Source organism: Aquiflexum lacus (genome assembly GCF_015476655.1).
GTDB classification, from domain to species: Bacteria; Bacteroidota; Bacteroidia; order Cytophagales; family Cyclobacteriaceae; genus Aquiflexum; species Aquiflexum lacus.
In genome coordinates this window covers 214,578-239,754 of sequence record NZ_JABFHF010000003.1, presented here as the reverse complement: position 1 = coordinate 239,754, position 25,177 = coordinate 214,578, and the positions used below count along the sequence as shown (strand labels likewise).

General features: G+C 39.8%; 20 protein-coding genes and 1 pseudogene. 15 read left to right on the top strand and 6 right to left on the bottom strand.

Annotation, left to right across the window (positions count from 1 at the left end; all coding sequences use genetic code 11):
* Positions 1-291: 291 nt before the first annotated feature.
* Entirely contained in the window at positions 292-2,043 is a 1,752-nt protein-coding gene (locus tag HMJ38_RS04670) for an ABC transporter ATP-binding protein (protein ID WP_194973199.1), read from the bottom strand.
* Positions 2,044-2,117: 74 nt separating this feature from the next.
* Here HMJ38_RS04670 and HMJ38_RS04665 point away from each other — a divergent pair, with 74 nt between their 5' ends.
* The 6 genes from HMJ38_RS04665 to HMJ38_RS04640 all read left to right on the top strand — a co-directional run bounded on the left by HMJ38_RS04665 (position 2,118) and on the right by HMJ38_RS04640 (position 6,299).
* Complete coding sequence (locus HMJ38_RS04665; RefSeq protein WP_194973198.1) at positions 2,118-2,342, top strand: SH3 domain-containing protein; 225 nt, start codon at positions 2,118-2,120, stop codon at positions 2,340-2,342.
* A 33-nt stretch (positions 2,343-2,375) separates the two neighbouring features.
* A complete protein-coding gene (locus tag HMJ38_RS04660; protein ID WP_228779888.1) occupies positions 2,376-2,669 on the top strand; it encodes a hypothetical protein in 294 nt (97 codons plus the stop codon).
* The gene (locus HMJ38_RS04655) at positions 2,654-3,052 is read left to right on the top strand and encodes a type II toxin-antitoxin system VapC family toxin (protein WP_228779887.1); all 399 of its coding nucleotides are present in this window, start codon (positions 2,654-2,656) and stop codon (positions 3,050-3,052) included. Before HMJ38_RS04660 ends, HMJ38_RS04655 begins: the two co-directional genes overlap by 16 nt.
* Before the next feature lie 25 nt (positions 3,053-3,077).
* The gene (locus HMJ38_RS04650) at positions 3,078-3,626 is read left to right on the top strand and encodes a DinB family protein (protein WP_194973196.1); all 549 of its coding nucleotides are present in this window, start codon (positions 3,078-3,080) and stop codon (positions 3,624-3,626) included.
* A 34-nt stretch (positions 3,627-3,660) separates the two neighbouring features.
* The gene (locus HMJ38_RS04645; protein WP_194973195.1) at positions 3,661-4,227 is read left to right on the top strand and encodes a sugar O-acetyltransferase; all 567 of its coding nucleotides are present in this window, start codon (positions 3,661-3,663) and stop codon (positions 4,225-4,227) included.
* A gap of 296 nt (positions 4,228-4,523) precedes the next feature.
* Complete coding sequence (locus HMJ38_RS04640; RefSeq protein WP_194973194.1) at positions 4,524-6,299, top strand: acyl-CoA dehydrogenase; 1,776 nt, start codon at positions 4,524-4,526, stop codon at positions 6,297-6,299.
* A gap of 169 nt (positions 6,300-6,468) precedes the next feature.
* Here the strand turns inward: HMJ38_RS04640 and HMJ38_RS04635 are convergent.
* From HMJ38_RS04635 to HMJ38_RS04615, 5 genes and pseudogenes are all read right to left on the bottom strand, one after another.
* Positions 6,469-6,819 (bottom strand): annotated as a pseudogene (locus HMJ38_RS04635) (ATP-binding protein); the annotation flags it as partial.
* A gap of 421 nt (positions 6,820-7,240) precedes the next feature.
* Positions 7,241-8,398: a succinylglutamate desuccinylase/aspartoacylase domain-containing protein gene (locus HMJ38_RS04630; protein WP_228779886.1), complete on the bottom strand. Its 1,158-nt coding sequence runs from the start codon at positions 8,396-8,398 to the stop codon at positions 7,241-7,243.
* Between the two features lie 43 nt (positions 8,399-8,441).
* Complete coding sequence (locus HMJ38_RS04625) at positions 8,442-10,292, bottom strand: CBS domain-containing protein (RefSeq protein WP_194973192.1); 1,851 nt, start codon at positions 10,290-10,292, stop codon at positions 8,442-8,444.
* 202 nt (positions 10,293-10,494) lie between these two features.
* Entirely contained in the window at positions 10,495-11,595 is a 1,101-nt protein-coding gene (locus tag HMJ38_RS04620; RefSeq protein WP_194973191.1) for a glycerate kinase, read from the bottom strand.
* 396 nt (positions 11,596-11,991) lie between these two features.
* Positions 11,992-13,350, bottom strand: coding sequence for an alanine/glycine:cation symporter family protein (locus HMJ38_RS04615; protein ID WP_194973190.1), 1,359 nt, complete (start codon positions 13,348-13,350; stop codon positions 11,992-11,994).
* A 452-nt stretch (positions 13,351-13,802) separates the two neighbouring features.
* On the opposite strand from HMJ38_RS04615, the gene rlmD reads away from it, so the two are divergent.
* The 9 genes from rlmD to HMJ38_RS04575 all read left to right on the top strand — a co-directional run bounded on the left by rlmD (position 13,803) and on the right by HMJ38_RS04575 (position 25,163).
* Positions 13,803-15,212 carry a 23S rRNA (uracil(1939)-C(5))-methyltransferase RlmD gene (gene rlmD, locus HMJ38_RS04610; protein ID WP_194973189.1) on the top strand — a complete coding sequence of 470 codons (1,410 nt, stop codon included), beginning with the start codon at positions 13,803-13,805 and terminating at the stop codon, positions 15,210-15,212.
* Positions 15,209-15,586: a hypothetical protein gene (locus HMJ38_RS04605; protein WP_194973188.1), complete on the top strand. Its 378-nt coding sequence runs from the start codon at positions 15,209-15,211 to the stop codon at positions 15,584-15,586. The genes rlmD and HMJ38_RS04605 overlap by 4 nt, the downstream gene beginning before the upstream one ends.
* A gap of 211 nt (positions 15,587-15,797) precedes the next feature.
* Positions 15,798-16,415, top strand: a complete 618-nt coding sequence (locus tag HMJ38_RS04600; protein WP_194973187.1) for an RNA polymerase sigma factor — start codon at positions 15,798-15,800, stop codon at positions 16,413-16,415.
* Between the two features lie 101 nt (positions 16,416-16,516).
* Positions 16,517-17,524 carry a FecR family protein gene (locus HMJ38_RS04595; protein ID WP_194973186.1) on the top strand — a complete coding sequence of 336 codons (1,008 nt, stop codon included), beginning with the start codon at positions 16,517-16,519 and terminating at the stop codon, positions 17,522-17,524.
* 134 nt (positions 17,525-17,658) lie between these two features.
* Complete coding sequence (locus HMJ38_RS25275; protein ID WP_228779885.1) at positions 17,659-17,913, top strand: hypothetical protein; 255 nt, start codon at positions 17,659-17,661, stop codon at positions 17,911-17,913.
* A gap of 102 nt (positions 17,914-18,015) precedes the next feature.
* Positions 18,016-21,141: a SusC/RagA family TonB-linked outer membrane protein gene (locus HMJ38_RS04590; RefSeq protein ID WP_228779896.1), complete on the top strand. Its 3,126-nt coding sequence runs from the start codon at positions 18,016-18,018 to the stop codon at positions 21,139-21,141.
* Positions 21,142-21,152: 11 nt separating this feature from the next.
* A complete protein-coding gene (locus HMJ38_RS04585) occupies positions 21,153-22,673 on the top strand; it encodes a SusD/RagB family nutrient-binding outer membrane lipoprotein (RefSeq protein ID WP_194973185.1) in 1,521 nt (506 codons plus the stop codon).
* A gap of 243 nt (positions 22,674-22,916) precedes the next feature.
* The gene (locus tag HMJ38_RS04580) at positions 22,917-23,852 is read left to right on the top strand and encodes an RraA family protein (protein WP_194973184.1); all 936 of its coding nucleotides are present in this window, start codon (positions 22,917-22,919) and stop codon (positions 23,850-23,852) included.
* Between the two features lie 24 nt (positions 23,853-23,876).
* Positions 23,877-25,163, top strand: coding sequence for a mandelate racemase/muconate lactonizing enzyme family protein (locus tag HMJ38_RS04575; RefSeq protein ID WP_194973183.1), 1,287 nt, complete (start codon positions 23,877-23,879; stop codon positions 25,161-25,163).
* The last annotated feature ends 14 nt before the right edge of the window (positions 25,164-25,177 follow it).

Here is a 25,177-nt window from a genome sequence, read left to right as displayed (position 1 = left end):
GAATCTGCCAAAACCCCTACTTTTTGATAAATGGTTTACAAGTTTTTGGTCTTACATCCTGAGACTGTACATAACCTAAGGCAACAGCGAACTGAACAGTAGGCAGTCGCAGTTGGCAGTGGTTACTTGCAAACTTCAGACCTCCTCCTCAAACTTCAAAATTCAGACCTTCCCTTCTAACTGAACAGTAGGCAATATACAGTCGAAGTGCTGCTTTGAACACATAACACTGAAAACTGCCTACTGAGACTGCTCACTGAACACTGCCCGCTACGACTCAAAACTCCCTTCTCAAATCCTAGCCTGATAAGTATACAACTGATAATATCTTCCTTCAGAAGCAATCAACTCCTCATGTTTTCCTCTTTCTTTTATCTCCCCATTCTCAATCACCAAAATCTGATCTGCCTGCCGGATGGTGCTCAATCTGTGGGCTATTACAAAAGTCGTCCGCCCTTTCATCAATTGTTTCAGACTTGCCTGAATCAATGACTCGGATTCGGTATCCAAGTTGGAGGTTGCTTCATCCAATACGAGTATTTTTGGATCTGCTAGTATTGCTCTTGCAATAGCGATCCTTTGCCTTTGTCCTCCTGATAATTTCACGCCCCGCTCTCCTATCAAGGTCTCCAACCCATCTTCAAACCTATCGGTAAACTCCTGCACATGGGCGGCTTTTACTGCCTGAAGTAATTCTGATTCGCTTGCATTGGGTCTTGGGAAAAGGATATTTTCTTTGATTGTGCCTTCAAACAAAAAGTCATCTTGTAACACCACACCCAACTGTGATCTATAACTTTTCAAGGATACTTTCTGCAAATCGTTGCCATCAATGGTAATCAAGCCTGAATCAGGGTTTAAAAACGAAGCTGCCAAGCCTGCGATAGTGGTTTTGCCTGAACCTGAAGTACCCACCAATGCGGTTACAGAACCTGCAGGCGCATCAAAACTGATTCCTTTCACCACTTCTTTTCCCTCTTCATAGGCAAAAGAAACATTCTGGAACCGGATATCCCCCTTGAAATTTGGCAGCATTAAATTCCTAATGCCATGCGCATCTTCCAAAGGATAATTCATGATTTCTTCGGTCCTATCTAGCCCTGCAAAAGCTTCAGTCAACTGACTGCCAATATTGCTCATCTGCACAATTGGCGCAATCATAAAACCCAGGTAAAGTGTAAAAGCCAAAAAGTCCCCAAAAGTCATCTGCTCATCCATAATCATATATCCACCTATGCCCATGATACCGGCAGAAGCCAAACCCAAAAGGAAAGTAGCTGAAGAAGTCACAAAACTGGTTGCTGTCAAACTTGCTTTCACATTGAGAAAAAGTCGCTCAACCCCTGCTTCAAATGTTTTGATTTCCTGATCTTCTGCATTGAAGCCTTTGATGACCCGGATTCCGCCCAAAGTTTCGGTCAGCCTACCGGTGACTTCCGCGTTGATTTTTCCTCTTTCTCTGAAAATGGGCCTGATTTTGCCAAAAGCTTTCAAAGAGATCAGTCCAAATATGATCACCGGAACCAATACATAAACAGTCATCATCGGACTGATATAGATCAAGAGTACCAGCGAAATCACTGCTGTAAGTATCCCACCTACCATTTGGGCAAAACCGGTGCCTACAAGATTCCTCACCCCTTCCACATCCGTCATGATTCTTGATACAAGTTCTCCTGTCTTGGTATTGTCAAAAAACCTGATGGGCAATTGAATAATATGTTTTTGGACCTGCGAACGCAGTACGGAAATCAAATGCTGTGCTTCCACGCTGAGAATCTGCGTCAATGCATAAGAGGTCGTCGCCTGAATGGTAATGGCTGCCACTACACCCAAGACCAGCCATTTGAGCAAATCCAGGTCATTGGAGGGAATCACATTATCAATCAATATTTTACTGGCTCCCGGCAAAACCAAGCCTGAAAGTCTGGAAATAATGATCAAAAATAAGCCGAGAAACAAATGCTTTCTTCTTGGCCAGATGATGGTTTTGAACACAGTGGCCATGGTGACCCTGCTTTCTTTTGGTTTGGTTTTAGTCATGTTGATGGGTTAAAAACAGTTTCTAACATTTAAAGTGATGGGATTAGTTCTGTTAGACTTGAATCATTTTTCACTTGATTTCAGTATATTTGAATATGATAGTTGAGCGAACAGATAAAGAAATTGTATTCAAAATTCCTGCAGATACTGATATCAAAGAACTTCAGAGAATTTTTGATTTCCTAAAATATAGGGAGGCTACCCAGGACTCCCAAGCCACCGAGGAAATTGTCAATAAATTGGCTGACGAATCAAAAGCAAATTGGTGGAAGGAAAATAAGCACAGGTTCATCAAATGAACATTGTGGTTGAACCAATATTATATACTTGCTATGAAAAAAAAGTCAGAGAAAATCGAGATAAATATGGTAAATGAACCAGAACCGGAAATCTATCAATTAAGTGCTAAGCAGACCATCAAACAAATCCTTTTAAAATCAGAATCACTTAATTCAAAAGAAATTGAGGAATTGATTCAAAAATTGATAGAAAAGAATTCTCAACAACAAAAAGTAAAGTCATTCAATTTTCAAAAGTTTTTATTGAGCGGTCCTGTAATGGATGACAGCCAATACCAAGATTATTTGGAACACAAAAAGCATTTCAATACATGGAGAGTGAAATAATCTTACTGGATACAGGAATTCTGATAGATTATTTTCGAAAGAAAAATAAAAGCAAATCAACATTTTATTCAATTTCAAAATTTTATAATTCGTTTGCTGTTTCGATTGTTACCAAGTATGAGATAATGGTAGGAAGTACAAATGAGCAAAGTTTTTTTTGGCAGGAATTTTTTGAACAAGTTGAAGTTATTCCGTTTGATGAAAATTGTCTTAAGGTGGCTGTCTCAAATTATAAATATCTTAGGAGAAAAAACCAATTGATTGAAATAGAGGATTTATTCATTGGGTCAACAGGGATAGCTTATAATTTGAAAATTGCAACTTTAAATCCTCAACACTTTCAAAGAATGGAAAAACTCCAACTACTTGAAATGAATGTATAATGAAACTTTTCAATTGAAAAAAACAATGCCAACAAAATTAGAAAATCATCTCCAATCAATTGACCTAATCACAAACGATGCATTTGATAACTTCATTGGATTGCCTGCTGAGAAAATCCATTTCAAACCCGATCCCAAAACCTGGAGTATTGCCGAGAACATCGAACATCTGATCACCATCAACAAGACCTATTTCCCGATTTTCGAAAAACTCAAAAACGGCTCCTATCAAGGCGCTTTTATAGGAAGGTTTTCCTTTTTTAATAACCTATTTGGGGATATGATCTACAAATCCGTATCAGATGGCGGCAAGAAAAAACAAAAAACCTTTCCCCTTTGGGAACCAAAAATCACTGACGAAGACACCGGCGTTTTGGAACGGTTTAAACAACATCAGGAAGAATTGAAAAAATGGATAGTACAGATGGAGCCATTTGTTGAAAAAAACCAGATTATCCATTCTCCCGCCAATAAATTGATCGTGTATTCTCTGGAAAAAGCAATCGAAATCATCATTGCCCACGAACAGCGACACCTCGACCAAGCCAAAAACCTGCTTTTAACAAAAATCTGAAATATCATGAATCTCTGAAAACATCTATTGTCTTATGTCTTCTCCAAAAACCGAAAAACAAAAAATGCTCGCCGGCGAACTCTACTTCGCTTCCGATCCTGAATTGGCCACAGAAAGGCTTCATGCCCGGCAATTGACCAAACAACTCAACGATTCCAATCCTGATGAAACCGAACTGAGGGAAAGTATACTCCAAAAACTGATCGGCAAAAAAGGCAAAAACTTCTGGATTGAGCCACCATTCTACTGCGATTACGGCTACAACATTTCCGCTGGAGACGATGTTTTCTTTAACTTCAATTGTGTTATCCTAGATGTCACTCCAGTGAATTTTGGAAGCAGGGTATTGGTGGGTCCAAATGTTCAATTCTATGCCGCGACCCACCCTATTGACCATCAGGTAAGGGGCAGCTTGCTGGAATCGGGTGCCCCCATCAACATTGGAGATGATGTTTGGATAGGCGGGGCAAGCATCATCTGCCCCGGGGTCAGCATTGGGGACAGGTCCATTATCGGTGCAGGTTCGGTGGTCACCAAAGACATTCCTGCAGATGTAATCTCCGCAGGAAACCCCTGCAAAGTAATCAGGAAATTGGAGTGAAAATGCCATAATTTTTCCGCTAAAGCAGTTGCATGTTCTTATCAACCATAAATTTTTGAACCACAAAAGTGTCAAAAGAGAACAAAAGAAGTCAAAAATGTACTATACAAAGCTTTTGTGGACTTTTGTTACTTTTAAGTGAATCAATTTTTCAATACCTTAATCTTGTAAAAAAAATGATTGTTCGGATTCTGCCAACAACTTATCAAATGAATATTACCAATAATGCATCAATTCCCGGTTCTTCTGTCTTCCGTCTCCCGTCTTAATAATTAAACCCTCAATCCAACCTTTCTATGTTTTACTCCAAACGTGACCTCCACTTCCAACTTTTTGAAAATATTGATGCTTTATCGCTGACCTCATTTGACTTTTTCAAAGACCATAACCAGGAAACATTTGAGATGGTATTGGATGCAGCGGATCAGATTGGAGTGACTTCTTTGAGACCATTGTTGACCGAAATGGACAGGAAGGAACCTCAATTGGTAAATGGAAAAATTATTGTGCATGAGGGCATGAAGAAGATTTACTGCCAATATGGAGAAGACGGTTGGATCAATGCCTGTTTCAGCTATGAAGAAGGTGGGCAGCAATTGCCTAATACTATCCAATCAGCAGTAGGTTTTATTTGGCAGGCTGCCAATTATTCGGCTTCGGTGTATCCCTTTCTCACTTCGGGTGCCGCCAATCTGATCCGAACTTTTGGAAGTAAGGAACTGATCGAAAGATTCACGCCAAATTTGTACAATGCCAAATGGCAGGGAACCATGGCCCTGACCGAACCTGATGCCGGTTCTTCCCTTTCAGATTTAAGTACCACCGCATACCCTACTGAAATAGAAGGTATTTATAAAATCAAAGGACAAAAGATATACATCTCCTGTGGAGACCATGATGCCTGTGAAAATGTGATTCACCTAATGCTTGCCCGAATCAAAGGCGCCCCTGCAGGAGTCAAAGGAATATCCATGTTTGTCGTTCCCCAAAAAAGAACCGATACCGGAGCCTCCAATGACGTGCTGACCGAAGGTTTGTATCATAAAATGGGTTATAAAGGCGCACCCATTGCCCACTTGATGGTAGGTTCCAACGATGCTTGTGAAGGCTTTCTGGTAGGCGAACCCAATAAAGGTTTGTCCTACATGTTTCAGATGATGAATGAGGCAAGAGTTGGTGTGGGCATGAATGCCGCTGCCATTGGCACCGCAGCCTATTATGCTTCCCTTGCTTATGCCAAGGAAAGGCCTCAGGGCCGTAAAATCGGAGAAAAAGACCCCAATCAACCCCAAGTCTCTATCATCGAACATGCCGATGTCAAGCGCATGTTACTCTTTCAAAAATCCATTGTGGAAGGCTCCCTTTCGCTATTGCTCTACTGCGCCAAATTGGGTGATTTGGTCAATGTGGCAGGAGGTCAGGAAAAAGAAGAGGCTGTACTCCTGCTCGACCTGCTGACACCGATAGCCAAATCCTATCCTTCAGAAATGTGTTGCCTGACTACATCGGCTGCCGTGCAGGTTTTGGGAGGTGCGGGATATACCACGGATTTTCCAGTGGAGCAATACTACCGCGAGGCCCGCATCCACCCTATCCATGAAGGGACAACAGGTATTCATGGAATGGATTTGTTGGGCAGAAAGGTCTTGATGAAGAATGGTAGCGCTGTCAGGATCTTTGCTGAAAAAATAATGCAGACCATTGCAGAAGCCAAAGAAGATGGCGCTATGCAACCCTTCGCCGAAAAGCTGGAAAAATACCTTCAAAGGGCGCAACAAACTAGTGGACAACTAATGGCCAAGGCCGGCAAAAATCCAGAAGAATTCCTTGCAGATGCCACCTTATATTTGGAATATCTCAGCATCCTGACCATTGCTTGGCAGTGGCTTCATCAAGGTATAATCTCCCAAAAAGCCTTGAATTCCGACAGTCCCGAAAAAGACTTCTACCAAGGTAAAATCATGTGCATGCGCTACTTCTTTGAATATGAACTGGTCAAAATGGATGGTCTTGGCAAAAGGTTGGTGTCGGATGATATGGTGACTGTGGAGATGCGGGGGGAATGGTTTTGAGGTCTAAATTCGTTTGGCGGAAATGGCGATTTCATTTTTATTTCATTTATTTTGTTGTTTTTAGATTTATTAGGATACAACATATCCTTTTTCTTTCAATCTTAAAAACTCTATGGCCCCACTATGGCCCCACTATACTATAAATTATACTTGACCCGGAAGTGCCTTCTCAAATTAATATTTTATGTTCATCTACAAGTCCCGTCAATTCTCTTATAGCTGTTCGTTTTGATACTTTGTTCAACTCTTGATGATCACCGTTAGTGATTTTCCCTTTCTCCTTTGTAAAAAGTACCGCCTTAACTTGTCTTTCTTTCAAGCCAATATTTGTCAAATACTCTTCATTGTAAATATCCTTTCTGAATTCTACCAAGAAATCGGAAGCTTCAAAAAAGTAGGAGGGTGAAGGAATCTTAGCTTCTAAACAATAATTAATCATTTTTTCAATACCTCTTCCCCAGGATTCGATATACCCACTTCTGAAAAGGGTATTTGCTATATCCGGATTATAAGGCTTTGACGAATGTCTCTTTTCGGATTTACGCTATTCACCTTTACGCTGCTACATGCGAAACTTGATCGCGTCAATTATTAACGGACAAAACGAAATTATCGCTTCCAGCTTGATTTCTAATTACCCCGAATTCGGTATAATTAGAATCAAAATTGCACATAGCTTCTCATTTTCCTATATAAACAAACTCAATTTTTTCTGCATCCTGATCAAATCTAATCTATTTTACACATTTCCAAAACCATTCCCCACGCTTTGATTTTCAATGTTCTCACACAATCAACAAGCTTATAAAAATACAAAACTCCCGCAGTTGATCAAACCCGGGGAGTACCTAGCTGCTACATACGGTCGCTATCCGTATTCCCTTATTCTTTTCTTCTGGTCTTTCTGATCTATCCATATCTAGCCTATCCTTTCAATATCATCAATACCACTTCTCCCCCCTATACATCTCGGTTTTTGCGGCATGTTCTCGGTTGTAAAGTCTGAGGTAATTCTCGTCCATGACACGGATGCGGTAGCCCAATAGGTGAAAAAGTGGGCCTGTAAAGTACTTCGCTGTATTTAAATCTACTCTGAGGATCTCCTTCTCCCGACTTTCCCACTGTATCCCGGGTAACCATACCAACAGATTGTCAAATTTGATTTTCCTAAGAAAGGATGACAACTTCAGGGCAAAATATGGTATACTACGGATCAGGAAAAATCCATCATCCCCCAGCTTTTGGTACAAGGGCATAAACAACCTTGCTTTATACTGAGATTCAACGGTAAAACCATCACTCATAGCCAAAGGCATCCCTTTACTAACACTCTCAAAACTTTCAAATCCGGGTAGCATTTTGAAATGCTCCCCATTTTGGATACGGTAAAGGTAGATGATCTCAAAAATCTCTGACACATCACCTGAAGCATCTTTTAACTGATTAAAATAAACTTCAAATTCAGGCAAAGATTTTTTTTTGATCAACCTGGCAAAAACCAATGTTAAAAAGATAAAAGCAATATTATTGGTTATGGATATTGCTTCATCATGTTGCCCTGATTCAAATCCTATCGCTACATATCCCAATTGATTGATGTAGCTCAACATCGGCCCATCTAGAAATTCCTCTATTCCTAAAATTACCGGAACTGGAAAATTAGCCGAAAACTTTCTATTGATCAAAGCATCATTGATGGTGATAAAGGGAAGGGTTTTACTAGAGGTAGTATGCAGGTCAATAAAATAATACGGTCCCGGATCATCTTTCAAAATCTTTTCTAGAATGACCATCAAAGAGACCAACTCTTCCTCTTCATCACTTAATTTCTCTTTGATCGCAATCTTTTTGATATTTGATTTGGTCCAAAGCCTGTTGAGGTCCTCTTTGATATAACGCTTGTTGGAAGCCAGTGCTTTGAGGTTTCCACATATCCCATAAATCTTCCCACGAATTTTAGCGTTTAACTTATCCAACTCGCCAAAGACTTTTTCAAGTGCAAAAACTCCGGCAACCTCATTACCGTGAATCCCAGCAAAAAAAACCACGGTGGGCCCCGGTTTACCCGTTTCGATCTTCCCTATTATCCTATCCACCATGAGCTTCTTATTTAAGGCTTTGCTATAAACCTGAACCATAAAATCAAATATCTTTTGAAGTAATGATTCCCACCAATTTTTTATCCTTCACCACAGGCAAAGAATTGAAGCCGTGGTACTTCATCAATTCTTTTGCTTCGTCCACGTTTTTATCTTGAGAAATGGTGATAAGATCTGTTTTCATCAGCTTTTTAACTGCAATCGATTTGATTTCATCACTGTCAAAATAAGGAACCAAATCTTTCCAGGAAAGAATACCAACCAACTCCTTGTCCCCTCTTATCACCGGCATATGATGGATATTCTTCCATTTCATAATGTACAGCACAAGTTCCAAACTGTCTTTTTCTTCCACAGAAAAGATATCGGTGCTCATGACATGATGTACCTTCTTCTCAATGTTAAAGGTCGTAGTGGCAGATGATTTCAATATTTCCCAATCCGCAACCGGTATATCCTTCTCTTGATTTAAAAATAAATTTGCTGCCAATACCTGCAGGGATTCATTTCTTTTTTTAGAGGTCAACAGGTTTCTATAACTTTTGATTATCCATTCAGAACCTGAATGAGAATGTACTCTTTTTTCGATGATGGAAAGGTAAGTCGTTATATCCGATTCAGATACTCCTGCTTTTCTTAATCCGCCATATGCCATCGGAAGAAATACCTCTAAGATCAGTTTTTGGCTGGATATTTCTTTTCCATCCCATTTAAACTGCGCACCCATACCATATCTCGATGCATGATAAAAATTAGATTTGGCATCTTTGAAATCAAGTTTTTCGTGAACTCTGTCATATTGCTCCGGTCTACCTTTCATCACGCCTATCCAAAAAGCCATATTGGCAATTTGATCCATCTGTGTAGGACCTGCCGGAATGTACCTGTTTTCAATCCTGAGGTGTGGCTTGCCTCCTCCTACCCCGTAACAGGCCCTGTTCCACCTATAAACCGTTCCATTATGGAGATTAAGGGCCCGGAGTTTTGGGATTGCTCCTCCCTTCAAAATCTCAGTGCTGTCTTCCAGCATTTCGCTCGTAACCAAGCTTTTAAATCGGGCGACATTGTCCTTGAAAATATCTATAACAGCACCTCTTTGCCACTCGTTGTCAAAACTAACTCTTGGTTGGGCTTCATTCAACAAATACGAATTTGATCGGATATCAACTGATTGGGTAAAAAGGGCAATTCTCGTTTCGCTCCACAATTCTTTTCCAAATAATAGTGGTGAATTACTACAAATACCCAAAATAGGACCCGCAATTGCCTGGGCCCAATTGTAGCTTTCTGTAAATTCATCAGGATCAACCTGAAGATGCATTTGAAAACTCGTATTACAACCTTCAAGCATCACAGAGTCATGAAGGATAGTCAATTCATCGACTCCTCGAATATGAATATTAAAATCCTGCGCTCGTAATTCCTTGGCAACTTCATTCAAAACATAATACCGTTGCATAGGGGTCATGTTTTCTACGGTAATATGCCTTTGGGAGAGTGTGGGGAGTATGCCTGTCAGAATTATCTTGGAATCATGTTTGGCTGCAGCTGACTTTGCCTTGTCTAGCATAGCAGTAAGTTGCTGATGCATCTGACTGAAACAATTTCCTCTGAGTTCAATCGGGTCTAAATTAATTTCTAAATTAAAATTCCCGATTTCAGTTGTAAAATGTTCATCATCGATTGCCTTCAAAAGCTCGAGCGCATTGTTATTTGGTAAAAATTCGTTGGTTACAATAAAAAATTCCTGTTCTGCACCCATCCTTATGGGTGCTTTTTCTATTAAATCCTGCTGAAGCATATCTTCCAGCGCTTTAATGTCTTTGATCAGCCTATGAAAATATTCAGACTTATCCTTTTTACTTTTTAATATGCTTACATTTTGGCTCCCCATATAATTTGATGTCAGGTTATTTTGATCATCTCAAGTTAGACATTTACCAATGGGTAGAATATGATAGAAGTCATCAAAAAAGTTATCTTTTCTCAGGATTCGGGCTTCAATCGGCATCCTTGTCTGCTTACAGACAGGGCCTTAGGTCATCCGTATAATGCCAGGACAAATGAATTTTCTTCCGGGGAAATCTGCTTTGCAATTAAATTGAACCTTTCCACTGCCTGACACAATCAAACAAATTTTTCCGGGCCAGATCCTGAAAATCTTTCCGATCAAAATCCAAATCTGGTAAAATCAAAACCTCATCAAAACCTGCTTCATTGGCCTGTGTTCCCGAGGTGATCAAAACGATTTTTTTGTTAAGCTTTTTAACGATTTGCAATAATTCATAACTTCCTTTACCACCTGAAGATTGGCTGTCAAATCGTCCCTCGCCTGTTATAACGACATCTGATCGCTTAACTTTTTCTTCGATTCCAACTTGTTGAAAAAACCATTTTGCTCCCATTTGAATCTCTACGGGGAAAAAGAATGAAAGTCCAAAGGCTATTCCCCCTGCTGCTCCAAAACCGGATTTATCTAGAACTTTTTTTCCTGATTTTTTGGATAGTAATTCCAAAACATTTGAACAGCATTTCCCAAATTCCTCAAAATCATTTTTGTCCAAACCTTTTTGAGGACCGAAAACAGGAATGGCTCCTTCTTCACCTAAAAAATAATTGTTTACATCACAAAGACAGGTAAACCTTATATCAGGCCGCTTCAAAGGACTTTGAATATATCGAATTTTTCTAAACAGCATATCAGAAAAAGTGGGGATTTCCCGACCATTTTCATCCAAAAACAGATAACCCAAACCATTTAAAACTCCCATTCCAAGGTCCACCGTCGCACTCCCGCCTAAACCAAGAACGATATGTTTAGCCCCTAATGCTATGGCATTGCAGATCAATTCCCCTGTGCCATAGGTACTGGCTATCCAAGGGCTTTTCTCGTATTCCTTTAAATATTTTATCCCTGAAACTGTAGATACATCCAAGTAGGCTGTTTCGTTGACTTTATCCAAAAAGTAATAACCAGAAATAGACCTTCCCAAAGGATCCAAAGTGAAAATATCGATCCGTGGCAATTTCAATTCAGTTCCCAACAAAAAACAGGTCCCATCCCCGCCATCAGCAATTGGGCATTGATCAGTATGGGCATCATGAAATCTCTTGGTAATAGTTTCCGAAATAATTGCCGCAGCTTCATCCGCTTCGATGGTACCTTTAAATGCGTTTGGTGCTATGAGGTAGTTCATTTTTTAGATATGAGATGTGGGAAGCGAGAGACGAGAGACGAGAAGCGAGATGTTAGAAACAAGAGTCAAGAACAAAGAGCCAAGAAGAGAGCAGTTTAACCTTTGAAGTCTTTTTTTGACCTCGGAGGTTTTAAATTTGCAGCGAAATTCGGTCAAGGTAAAAGAAACACGTTAAGTCTACCGCTAAGACCTTCGAGGTTTTGAAAAAAAACCTCAAAGGTCAAACCCGTAACCTTTGAGGTCTTTTTTAGACCTGGAAGGTTTTTCCGATCAGTCTGCCCAGCCTGTTTGACTATGGCGTTTTCAACAAGTTTTGAAATCTTCCAATCCACTTCAACTTTTTATCTGCAGGTCACTAATCTTCCAATTTTGCAATCTTACAATCTTGCAATCCCCCTACTTCTTCTCCTCAGCTTTCAATTTCTCAAAATAAACCTTGGTCGCTGCCTTCACCTTTGGTGCTAGGTAAATAGTGGAAATCATGGTTGGGATGGCCATGATGGCATACATACCGTCTATGAAACTTACTACTACTTCCAACGAGGCTACTGCACCCGCGACAATGGTAACCAAATAGAAGTAATTGTAATAATTGGCTTTTTCTGCTCCGAACAGATAATTGAAACACTTATGTCCGTAATAAGAATAAGTAAACATGGTCGAAAGCGCAAAAACCAAAACCGCCACCATTAGCAGGTATTTCCCAAATCCCGGCAACGCCATTTCAAATGCGGACAAGGTAAGCCTTACGCCATCGTTTTCGGTACTTTCCCATACTCCTGTCAACAAAATAACCAAGGCAGTCAAGGTACAGACCACAACAGTATCAATAAAGGGGCCTAACATGGCAATCAAACCTTCCCTCACAGGTTCATTGTTTTTGGATGCACCATGCACCATGGGTGCCGTTCCTATACCTGCCTCATTGGAAAAAGCAGCCCTTCTCGCGCCGATTACAATCACTGCGCCAACAGCGCCACCCATTACCGCATTGCCTGTAAAGGCATCTTCAACAATCAACCACAACATGGCAGGAACATCGCCGATATATTGAACCATAATGATCACTACAGTTACAAAATACAGTATGACCATAAATGGAACCAATTTGGAGGCCACAGCGGCAATTCGCTTAATCCCACCCAAAATGACCACGGCAACAATGAACATCATCGTAATACCCAAAATCCATTTGGTGGTTTCACCATTATCCAAACCATTTGGAATCAACAATACTGACCGCAACACTGCTGTCAACTGATTGGCTTGAAAAATAGATAATAGACCCAAAACACCTGCTACTGAAAACAGGACTGCAAGTGGTTTCCACTTCTTACCCATCCCCTCTTCTATCACATACATTGGCCCTCCCTGAATTTCTCCCGAACTGTCCTTGCCCCTGTACATGATGGCAAGACTACAGGAAAAATATTTTGTAGCCATCCCTACAAAAGCAGACATCCACATCCAAAATATCGCTCCGGGACCGCCCATATTGATGGCGATGGCCACCCCACTGATGTTACCCAAACCTACCGTGGCCGCAATCGCGGCTGAAAGTGCCTGCCGGGAAGATATCTGTCCGGGAACATTTGTTTCGTCATATTTTCCCTGTACTACCTTGATTGCATGCCCTAAGTACCTGAAAGGCAGGAAACCTGAATAAACAAACAATAAAAACCCACCTCCCATCAATAGGATAAGCATTGGTGTATCCCAAATCCAATTGCTGAAGTTTACGATATATTCTCCCATTATTTTGTTTGAAAATGAAACAGCATATTAAGGGCATTTTTTGGGAAATACAAGAGGTAGGGAGGAAGTTGGGAAGTGGGAAGTTGATAAAGAATGAAGGATGAGGGTAGATCGTAGATCGTAGATTTAAGATTTAGGGAGAAAGTTGAAGGGAGTCGAGGGCGTCATTGCGAGGAGCACTGGTGAAACTTTGATTTTTTATATAATCCTTCGTGCGACGTGGCAATCTCTTTTTAGTGAGGAAGGATGAGGGAGAAAGGATGACGGATAAGGGAGATAGAATGAAGAATGAAATGGTAATTCTATATTATTCTTGCCAGGAAACTGAAATGTCCGGTACATCGGTCTTCCGTCCTGTATGTTGATGAATTGAGTTACTGGCAAAGAAGCGGATAACCATTTTAGTTTTAATATTTTCCAATCTTCCAATCCAAAACCTTATTTTTGCGCCCATGTCGAGAAAAATGAAGAACAAGGTTGTGACCAACCTACGGATTGAAAGGATTGCTACTGAAGGGAAATGTGTGGGGCACCATGAAGGAAAAGTTGTATTCGTACAGGGAGTTGCGCCGGGTGATGTGGTAGATGTAAGGATAACCAAAGGCAAAAGTTCTTTTATGGAAGGGGAAGCAATATTTTTCCATGAATACTCCAAAGACAGAGTAGAACCCTTTTGCTCCCATTTCGGCACCTGTGGGGGCTGTAAATGGCAACATATCAATTATGATTTACAGAAAAACTATAAAAGACAACAGGTAGTAGATCAGTTTGAAAGAATCGGTAAAGTCGAAAATATGCCTGAGGTTTTACCTATTCTTGGTTCAGAAAACATCCAATATTACCGCAACAAGCTTGATTATACATTTTCCAACAACCGTTGGCTGACACGCGCAGAAATTGATTCCGGAGAAGAATTTGAAAGGAATGCCTTGGGATTTCATGTACCCAAAATGTTTGACAAAATAGTGGACATAGACCACTGCTATTTACAGGGAGATATCTCCAATGAGGTCCGGAATTCTCTGAAAAGATATGCATTACAAGAAGGATTGACTTTTTATGATTTAAGAAAACAACAAGGACTTCTACGTAATTTGATTATCCGAACAACCTCCACCGGAGAATCCATGGTGATTGTTCAATTCGGTAAAAAAGATCCTGAAGAAATTGAAAAGGTGATGACATTTTTAAAAATGGAATTCGCGCAGATCACATCACTCCTTTATATCATCAACATGAAAGGGAATGAAACCTTCAACGATCTCGAAGTAATTACCTATGCAGGAAAAGATTTTATAGAAGAAGAAATGGAAGGCCTGAAATTCCGAATTGGGCCCAAATCCTTTTATCAGACCAATTCCAAACAAGCATACGTATTATATAAAGTTGCAAGAGAATTTGCAGATTTGAAAGGGAATGAGGTTGTCTATGACCTGTATACCGGTACGGGCACCATCGCCAATTTTGTAGCAAAAGAGGCGAAACAAGTTATCGGAATAGAATATGTGGAAGCAGCCATAGCGGATGCAAAACTCAACTCAAAAGTAAACGGAATTGAAAACACGCTTTTCTATGCCGGGGATATGAAAGATTTACTGAATGATGAATTCATCGCCAGCCATGCAAGACCTGATGTCATCATCACGGACCCCCCTAGAGCAGGAATGCATGAGGATGTGGTCAAAATGTTATTGAGGCTAGAAGCACCAAAAATTGTCTATGTCAGTTGCAATCCAGCTACACAGGCCAGAGATGTGGCTATTTTGGCAGAAAAATATATTATTGAAAAAATTCAACCCGTAGATATGTTTCCCCAAACTTATCATGTTGAAAATGTAATACGATTAACTTTAAAATCATGATTTCAGATTTCAATGATCCCGAATTGAGTGGAAAATACCTGGGAACAATTACAAAGGATTTTATACAGGTTTCAGAAATACTTAAGGAAGCCTCTTATCAGGTCCGAAGCAGGAAATTTTCCAAATATCCAATCTTTCCAATTTCCAAGACCGAGCAACCCATAGGTCAGTTGCTCTTGAACAAAACAGAAAAAAATCTGGATTGGAACTATTACATCACCTATTTGGATGAGTTCATCCAGCGTAAATTGATCGCAGAAGAGTTACAGGAAGATTTTATCAAAGCTTATAAAGACCCTGATGAGTTTTGTTGTCTTTTCGTGGTGGATGGCGTATTTACAAGTTTCGTATATATACCCTACCCAGAAGATTGATGTGTTATCCCAATAAGAAATGCCTCAGGAGTTAGTCATAAAAATGAAACATCGATAAAATAAGTGTCAAAAAATCACTTAAAACAACCATTTTAATTTCATTTTTTTCACCTTTCATGAAATAAAATTTTAATATCTGAAATTTACCCTAACATTAATTGCATTAAAACTCATTTATTCTTTACTTTATTAGAAATATTCCTTTCTATTAATGGAGAAGAAAGCCACCCAAAATATACCCTGTTTGGTTTCCCAATTAAAAGATGGGAGTGAATTTGCATTTACTGAACTTTTTAGAATATTCAGACCGAAAATATTCAATACCTCCAAAAAAATGTTTTTGTCCAATGAGGATGCCGAGGAAATAGCCCAAGAGGTATTTCTGATTATTTGGAAAAACAGGCAAGACTTAAAATGTGAACTTTCTTTCAATGCCTATCTTTTGGCAATCCTGAAATCACTGATCATCAAAAGATCCCGAAAGGAAGCCAAAAAAGTAGCTTACGAAAAATATGCTCTTCATACCCAAAAGGGAATTGTAGAGAATTTTGAAAGTGAATCAGAAATTACTGAAATGGAATCTCTCGCCTTAACTGCCATTGCCAAACTCCCTGATTTTCAAAAAGAGGTATATATTTTAAGAAATCAAGAAAATTTAGCTACAGAGGAAATTGCGATAAAAATGGGTATTTCAAAACGAACTGTTGAAAATCACATTTATAGAGCTACAAAATCTATCAAAAAGTCTCTGACAGCAAAATCATTGGTACCTATCAAACCATTGATCAATTTTACAATTTTGTTATTTTTTCGGCACTTATTTTTTTGATTTAGCAATTGGACTATTTATTTATTATAAATAGTACAATTATTTATTTTTTCATGAGTAAAATAATGAGTTAAAGGCTATATACTATAAATGTATAGCCAATGAAATTCAGTGAAAATGATATTGAAAAATTTTTCAGCGGAAAGCTTTCCGAAAAAGAAGCAAAGGAATTTCTGATTTGGTTGCATTCGAAGGATGGTGAAAATGTCTTAAATTCTCGGGTGGATGAATTATGGAAGATTCAGACAGAAAGGGACAAAGAAATAAAGGGGGATGATCAACATATCGCCCATCATGTCCAAATGATCAAACAAAAAGACATCAATCAAAGTACTAAGTCTTTGTCTACAAAATTTTTAAGAATTGCTGCTAGCCTATTGATTATTTTTTCAATCACTTTTATATTTTTTATAAAAAGGGATATTGGCTCAATTGAAAATCAAATAGTCGATACAACACCAAAAGAAATTATAAAAAGCGTCCCAAAAGGGCAAAAATCCAAAATATCTCTGCCCGATGGTTCAATAGTATTTCTGAATTCGGAAAGCAGCATAAAATTCACGGATAATTTCGAAGTAAATCGAACCATCCATCTATATGGAGAGGCATTTTTTGAAGTAGCCAAAGATGAAAACCACCCATTTGAAGTAATTACCGACAATCTTGTTACTACAGCTCTCGGCACAAGCTTCAATATCAAAGCTTATGAAAATTCCTCAAAAATTGAAGTCAGCTTGGCTACCGGTAAAGTCATAATAGCCGAATCGATCAGTAACTCCCAAATAGAAATCAAGCCTGGTGAAGGTATAAGTTATTTACCTACAAAAGGTGAATTGGAATTACAAACGGTGGACATAAAAAGTGTTTTGAACTGGAAGGATGGTATTCTCCAGTTTGAGAAACTCCCACTTCCGGAGGTGATAGAAATTCTCGAGCGGTGGTATGGAGTTGAAATAGAAATAATAGGAAGCAATCCTTCCAAGACAGTCAAATGCACAGGCACATTCAAACCCAATGAATACCTGTCCAATGTATTGGATGCTCTAGGCCATTCAATTGAATTCAATTATAAAATAAATCAAAAAAAGGTAACGCTTGACTTTAAATAAATCTGCCTATGACAAAAAAACGGAAGAGGTTTCAATGTTTTATTCCTTTAACAAAAGAAACCCATAAACAACCAATTAATAATTAAAAAAGGACACTTATTTAAAAATATCATTTGTCAAAAACAACCCAAAATATGATACCATCATTTTACAAAACAATGATTTCATTCTTCAAATTCGCATTTTTCAGTGCCATTTTGTTGAGTGCATCCATTAATGAAGTATTTGCTGATAGCAATTCGGGCCAGGTAAAAAGTATTGATGAGGTTTACATCAAACTCGATATCCGGGAGGGTAATTTAGAAGTAATTCTAAATGCCATTGAGAAAAAAACAGATTACAGTTTTTTTTACACCGAAAACAACATCAGAGACAATGAAAAAATCTAATTGGATATTTCAAAAGGTACTGTTGCTGATTTTCTGACCGAAGTAGCCAAAAAAAAACAACTGCACTTCAAACAAGTCAACAACATCATCAGTGTAAAATCACTGAAATCTACTGAAGTAAATAATTCCATCGAAAGCCAAATTACAAATGCCTTTTTAGAGGTTACGGGAACTGTTAAAAGTGAAACCGGTGAACTTCTGCCCGGTGTTACAATTTTCATTGATGGTACTACAACAGGTACTGTGACCGACATTGATGGAAATTACTCTATTTCTGTTCCTGAAGGTTCCACATTAGTTTTTTCTTATATCGGATTTACAACCAAAAGAGTTACAGTCGGAAACCAATCTGTAATCAACGTGACTTTAGACCAGGAAGCACGTGCTTTGGAAGAGGTAGTTATTGCAGCCTTGGGTATCCAAAAGACTTCCAGGAGTATAGGATATGCGGCTACAAATGTTGCCACTGACGAAGTAACCGTGAACAGGACCCCAAATTTCATGAATGCACTTCAGGGCAAAATTGCCGGTGTGAATATTTCATCTTTGGGCACAGGTCCCGGAGGTACTTCTAAAGTGAGAATCCGGGGTCAGTCCTCTATATCCGGCCAAAACAATCCCTTAATTGTTGTTAACGGTATTCCTATTGACAACACCAATTTTGGTACGAAGCCGGGTAATGCTGCATCGGATAATTCATTCGGAACTAGAGGAGGTGGTATCACTTCTGATGGTGGTGATGGATTGAGCAGTATCAACCCTGATGATATAGAAAGTATGACAGTCCTAAAAGGGGCTGCTGCTTCGGCACTTTATGGATCCAGGGCTAAAGATGGGGTTATCATGATCAACACCAAATCAAAAGGTGATTCAAAGGGTATTGGTATCACTTATAACCTTAATTATACGAATGAAAGACCTCTTGATTTTACAGACTACCAATATGAATACGGACAGGGTGAACAAGGTGTAAGACCGACATCCTCAAACCCAACATCAGGTCAATGGTCATTTGGAGAAAGATTTGCTCCAGGTATGACCCAAACATTGTTTGATGGGGTTGTTGTCCCTTATGTTCCTGTTAGAGGTCGCATCAATGATTTCTTCAGAAATGGACAGAATACAACCAATTCCATCAGTTTGGCAACTAATTCTGATAAAGGGGGAATGAACTTTTCTTTCTCGGATTTGACCAGCAAGGGTATTGTACCCAACAATTCATTTAACAGAAAAACATTCAATTTTGGATTTACCCATGAGTTCAGTAAAAAATTAAGTTTTAGAGGTAATATCAATTATTCCGTTGAAAGAAACACAAATCCTCCCAATGTGGCAAATCAGGATAATAGCATTCCTACATCACTATATAACATGGCCAATTCCATGCCGCTCAATGTTCTTGACGAGAACAAATTTGATGCAAATGGAAACGAAGCGGTGTATTCAAGGTTCAGAAACAGAACAAACCCCTATTTTACCCTTTCGGAACAATTCAACAATATCAAAAGGGATAGGATTTTTGGTAATGTTGCTGCTGTTTATCATTTCACAGATTGGTTGTATATACAGGGCCGGGTTGGCCAGGATTATTGGTCAAGAGATCAGGAATTCAACAATTTCCCAACCGGTCAAGCTTCAAGAGCCGCTGCCCCTGCAGGCTTTGTCAACGGGGTTTACACACAGGAAGCAAGAAGATTCCGGGAAGTTAATGCTGACTTTATTTTGTCTGCTACCAAAGAATTTGGTGACTATGCTTTCAATGCCAATGTCGGTGGAAACCACATGAAAAGAAATTCAGAGCTCAACAGCGTACAGGTGACGGATTTTGTAATCCGAGATTTGTATACAGTCCAAAACGGTAGGGCAAAAGACCCGATCTTTGACAGGGTGGAAAGAGCTGTAAATTCTCTTTTTGCTTTTGCAGAATTTTCCTATAAAAAAACCATCTACATCAATGGTACTGTCAGGAATGATTGGTTTTCCACGCTTTCTGAAGAAAACAGAAGCATTGTTTACCCCTCAGTTTCCACGAGTTGGGTATTCTCAGAAAATACAGGTACTTCGGACTGGTTCAATTTCGGAAAGCTTAGGTTGGCCTATGCCGAAGTGGGCAGTGATGCTGATGTAGCCCCTTACTCCAATGTGCTGTTTTATGGAATCAATGCCAATTTGTTTCGCGGTCAGCCGGTCGGAAGTCCAATAGGCAGCACATTGCCAAACCCAAACCTGAGACCTATGAGGGTAGCCGAATCAGAAGTAGGTTTGGAAATGAGAATGTTTCAGGGTAAAGTACTCGTGGATTTGGCTGCATACAATAAAATCACAACTGATCAGATTGTAAGCGCACAGATTTCTGATGCCTCCGGATTTATCAATACCTCTATCAACAGTGGACAAAGCCGAAACAGAGGGGTTGAAATGTTGCTGACTGTAGTACCTGTTGAGACAGGTGATTTTTCATGGGAAACATCATTCAATGCAGCATATAACAAAACCCAAGTCCTCAGTCTCCTTTCAGATACTCCGGGAGAAAGAATTACAGTTGGAAACCACGTTTTCAATGGAGAACTAAGACAGGTTGTGGGCAAGGAAATGGGTCAGGTAACTGGTTTTGGTTTCTTAAGGGACGATCAAGGTCGTAGAATATTTGGAGCTAACGGTCTTCCTCTGAGAACTCCTGATATGGTTGAATTTGGAAGTGCCCTGCCACGATGGGTGGGCGGATTTAACAATTCATTTAATTATAAAGGATTGAGCTTCTCTTTCTTAATTGACTTCAGATTAGGAGGCAAGTTGATTTCAGGTACCAACTTCAATGCGGTAAGACATGGTCTGCATAAAATGACCCTGGAAGGCCGTGAAGGTGGAGTGATTGGAGATGGTGTTAACCAGGCAGGTGAACCAAATACTGCTGTAGCTCCTGTTCAATCCTATTGGGAAATAGTGAGATCACAAGGGCTTGTCGAACCGGTTGTTTACAATGGAGGTTTTTGGAAACTTCGTCAAGTAACTGCTGGTTATGATTTTACCAAATTTATACCTGAGAAATGGCCTGTGGCGGGAGTAAGGTTAAACCTTGTCGCCAACAATGTACTCATGTTGAAAAAATGGGTGGATAATATTGATCCGGAATCATTTGGATATGCTTCTGATAACTTGGTCGGTTTGGAAGGTACCGGACTACCGACTACAAGAGGTATGGGCTTTAATTTAAATGTCAGATTTTAAACAACGACACCATGAAAAAGATATTTAAATATTTATGGATTGTGCTATTTATTGGATATAGCACCTCATGCGATCAAAACTTTGATGAGCTGAATACCAACACAGTATCCGCAACTGTAATAGATCCAACGTTCCAGTTGAATCAAGCGATAATTTCTTCCGCACCTTCATCTTTTGGTGTGCTCGTTTATGAGGTTGGTGCTGTACAGCATGTTATTTCTCCAAACTCAGGAGTATTGACAGGCGCTAATTTCAATCAGGACAATAGGGCATCTACACAAGCCAACTGGCAACAGTATTACCGAAATGTCATCAAAAACACAAAAGATGTTTTGGACAGAATTAAGGATGACCCTACCAGAAATAACTTGGTTCAAATGACCAGAATAGTCCAGGCGCATGCATTCATGGTGTTGACAGACACCTATGGTTCTGTTCCCTACAGGCAGGCAGGCGCAGGATTTAGTGATCAGATTTTCTTCCCTGAATATGATGTTCAGGAATTAATTTATACGGACATCATAAAAGAACTCACCGAAGCTTCAACTGCTTTAGGTACTTCAGGAAGAATAGAAACCGCTGATGTTTTGTTTGCAGGAGATATTGAAAAGTGGAAAAAATTTGGTTATTCCCTACTCCTCAGGGCAGGAATGAGAATAGGAAAAGCCAATCCCACTGCTGCACAACAAGCAGTTGCCCAAGCCTTTGCAGGAGGCGTTATCTTAAGCAATATTGATAATGTAATCATCAACCATGATGCCAACTACGTCAATCCAATTGGGAATACACTTAATGCTACGGAAGCAGCAAACTTTTACCTGACTGAGCCATTTGTCAACTTCATGAAAAACACGAATGACCCAAGGCTAAGATCAATAGCTGTGAGGTATGTTGGTGCTTCTTCAGGACCTGAGCAAACGGTTGCCAGACAAAGCTATGAGCCTGAACTTCAGATTGGAATGCCTTTGGGCAATGACAATGCCGGTGCAGTGCAAGTTGCTGCCAATTTGGGTTTGGCAAGCTTCTATGATTTCAGTCAGGTAGATAGAAGGCGGATGGTGAAATTGACCTCTCCAAATTTTATCGTTACTGCGGCCATGAGCCAATTATTACTGGCAGAAGCAAGGCAGCTTGGTTGGATTACAACAGGAACAGTTCAGGACTATTTTCATGCCGGAATCAGAGCTCATATGAATCAAATGCCATCTTATGACCCGGCAATGGAAATTCCAACGGCAGATATTGAGGCATACGTCAATGCCAATCCTTTAATCGAGGCTACTGCAGTACAGCAAATCAATGAACAATATTGGATAGCGACATTTATGCAAGGCCCCGAATCATTTGCAAACTTCAGGAGAAGCGGTTTTCCAAGTTTAGATCCTAATCCTTTCCCTGGAAGAGAAGCCGTATTCATTAACAGATTAACTTATCCAAACTCAGAAATATCAGTTAATTCTGAAAATGTACAGGCTGCTATTTCTGCACAAGGTCCAGATAATCTTGAAACTAGAATTTGGTGGCATAAGTAAGTTTCCAAGAGGCTGTTCTAAACTCCTCTTGCAAGTTGATTGCAATTGAAGTATTAAATTTCAGCTATACCTAGCGTGCCAAATAGCTATTGTGTTGAAAACAATACTTTTCCACGAAAACTCTTGGCCACTTAGAGGTGTCGGTGTCAGTAAGACACTTTATTTAGCCGTTGAATCAACTTTATGGAATACAGAACAGCCTCTTTATTTAAATTGTACTAAGACCAAAAATAAAAATCAAAAATGATCAAAAATTTAGCTTCCCTGCTTTTAACACTTCTAATTGTACAAGCATCATTACAAGCCCAACAAATCACAAAAGAAGAAATGCTCTTTCTCACCCAAGAATGGAAAGGAGAAAGATTTGAAGACGGCAGGCCAAAGGTTTCAGATGACCTTCTTAAAAGGATGCGGCTAGTCACCCATGATGAAGCTTGGGCCGTCATGAGAAATGCCGGCTACCGTTACCAATATGCAGATGGATGGCAGACAATCAATTCCGATAGTATCCTAATTGGAAGGGCAGTAACTGCTACGTTTATGCCCGGAAGACCTGATATCCACAACGCCATAGATGAAAGAGGGAAAAAAGAAGGTAAACGTGGACAGAATTCTTGGCCTGTTGACCTTTTGGTTAAAGGTGATGTCTATGTGGTAGATCAATTCGGCATTCATGTGGACGGCCCCACCATTGGAGACAATGTAGGTAATGCCATTTTCACAAAATCAGGAAATGGAATCGTCTATGACGGCGCAATTAGGGATGTGACGGGTTTAAAAGAAATTGGTGGATTCACCTCCTATTATTCAAGCTATCATCCCTCCCACCATAACCAACAAGGTAATCTCAATACCATGTTGGTAGGCATAAACAAACCCACCAGAATAAGGCAGGCTACTGTCATGGCAGGTGATGTGGTATTGGGAAGAGATGGTGGCGTATCATTTATTCCAGCCCATCTCGTTGAAAAAGTAGTAGTCACTTCTGAAGTTGTCAGGTTACGGGACATGTTTGGCCATGAAAGATTGAGAGCAGGAGTATATACAGCAGGACAAATCGATACCAGATGGTCAGATGATATAGAAAGGGATTTTTCATCTTGGCTCAATGAGCATATTGATGAGCTGCCCATCCCACGGGAACAGATCCAGGAAATTTTGAAAAACAGAACCTGGTAAATTTCAAAATCAAAATCATCCATTATGACAACTGACAAAAATAGGCGCTCATTTCTTCAAAAAAGTTTGATGGCTGGATTTGCCTCATCAATAGCTATCCCAAGCTTCGGTTCAGGTCTTATCCGTGCGGTTGAAAATGGACCAAAATATTCAAATCCGTCAGATCTAAAAATAACGAGTGTCAAAACAGCCTATATGAGCGGTCATGGCACCCATATGTTTGTGAAACTGACAACGAATCAGGGAATCACAGGATATGGTGAAGCAATGGATGCTGTCAGGGGCACCTATGGTGTTGCAACAGGAACAGTGGGTTGGGACAATATGACTCAATTTCTCATCGGTCAAAATCCCCTTGAAATCAATAAGATTGTAGAGCAAATTCTTCGAAGGGGTCATTTTGGTGGAGCACAGGGAGGAATGTATGTAGCTGTACTCACGGGAATTGAAATCGCCCTGTGGGATTTGGCAGGAAAAGCCATGAACCAGCCTGTATATCGCCTTATGGGGGGAAAGTTCAGAGATAAAATCAGGCTTTATTGCGATAGTGCCAGCAGTTCTGAAAGTCCTGAAGATATGGCTGCTGGGGCAATGGATGTAAAAAATGCTGGTTTCACTGCTATCAAATTTGATATTGATTGGGCCGGTGATCCTTCAAAGCAAGATGAATTTAACAGAACAGCTTCCAATGGTGAAATCGATCGGATGGTAAAACAAATCACTGCTGTTCGGGAAGCCATAGGAATGAATATGGATTTATGTTTGGATGCACACGGTCGGTATGACCTTCCATCAGGAATTCAGATCGCGAAAGAAATGGAGCAGTTTAAATTAATGTTTCTCGAAGAACCTGTTCCGGCAGAAAATCTGGACAGTTTAAGGGAAATTACCAGTCAGACCACTACTCCTATCTGTACTGGTGAAAACCAATATTTGGCACATGATTTCAGAAAAATATTGGAAAAGAAAGCTGCGGATGTAGTCATGCCTGACCTGCATAAATGTGGAGGATTGGGTGAAGGCCAAAGAATAGCCAATTTAGCCAACCTCTATTATGTTCCAGTAGCTCCGCACATGGTGGCATCTCCTTTTGGAGCTATGGCTGCATGTCACTGCTGCGCTTCCATCTCCAATTTCCTTTGTTTGGAATGGCATTGGTTTTCAAAATGGAAACAATGGGATGAATTGATCCTAGAAGCACCTTTGATTAAGGATGGATACATTCACCTTACTGACAAACCCGGTGTGGGCGTAACACCAAACGAAGATGCGATCAGAAAATATGCAGTCAAGGACGCACCCTTCTTTTAAACTTATTAAATCTC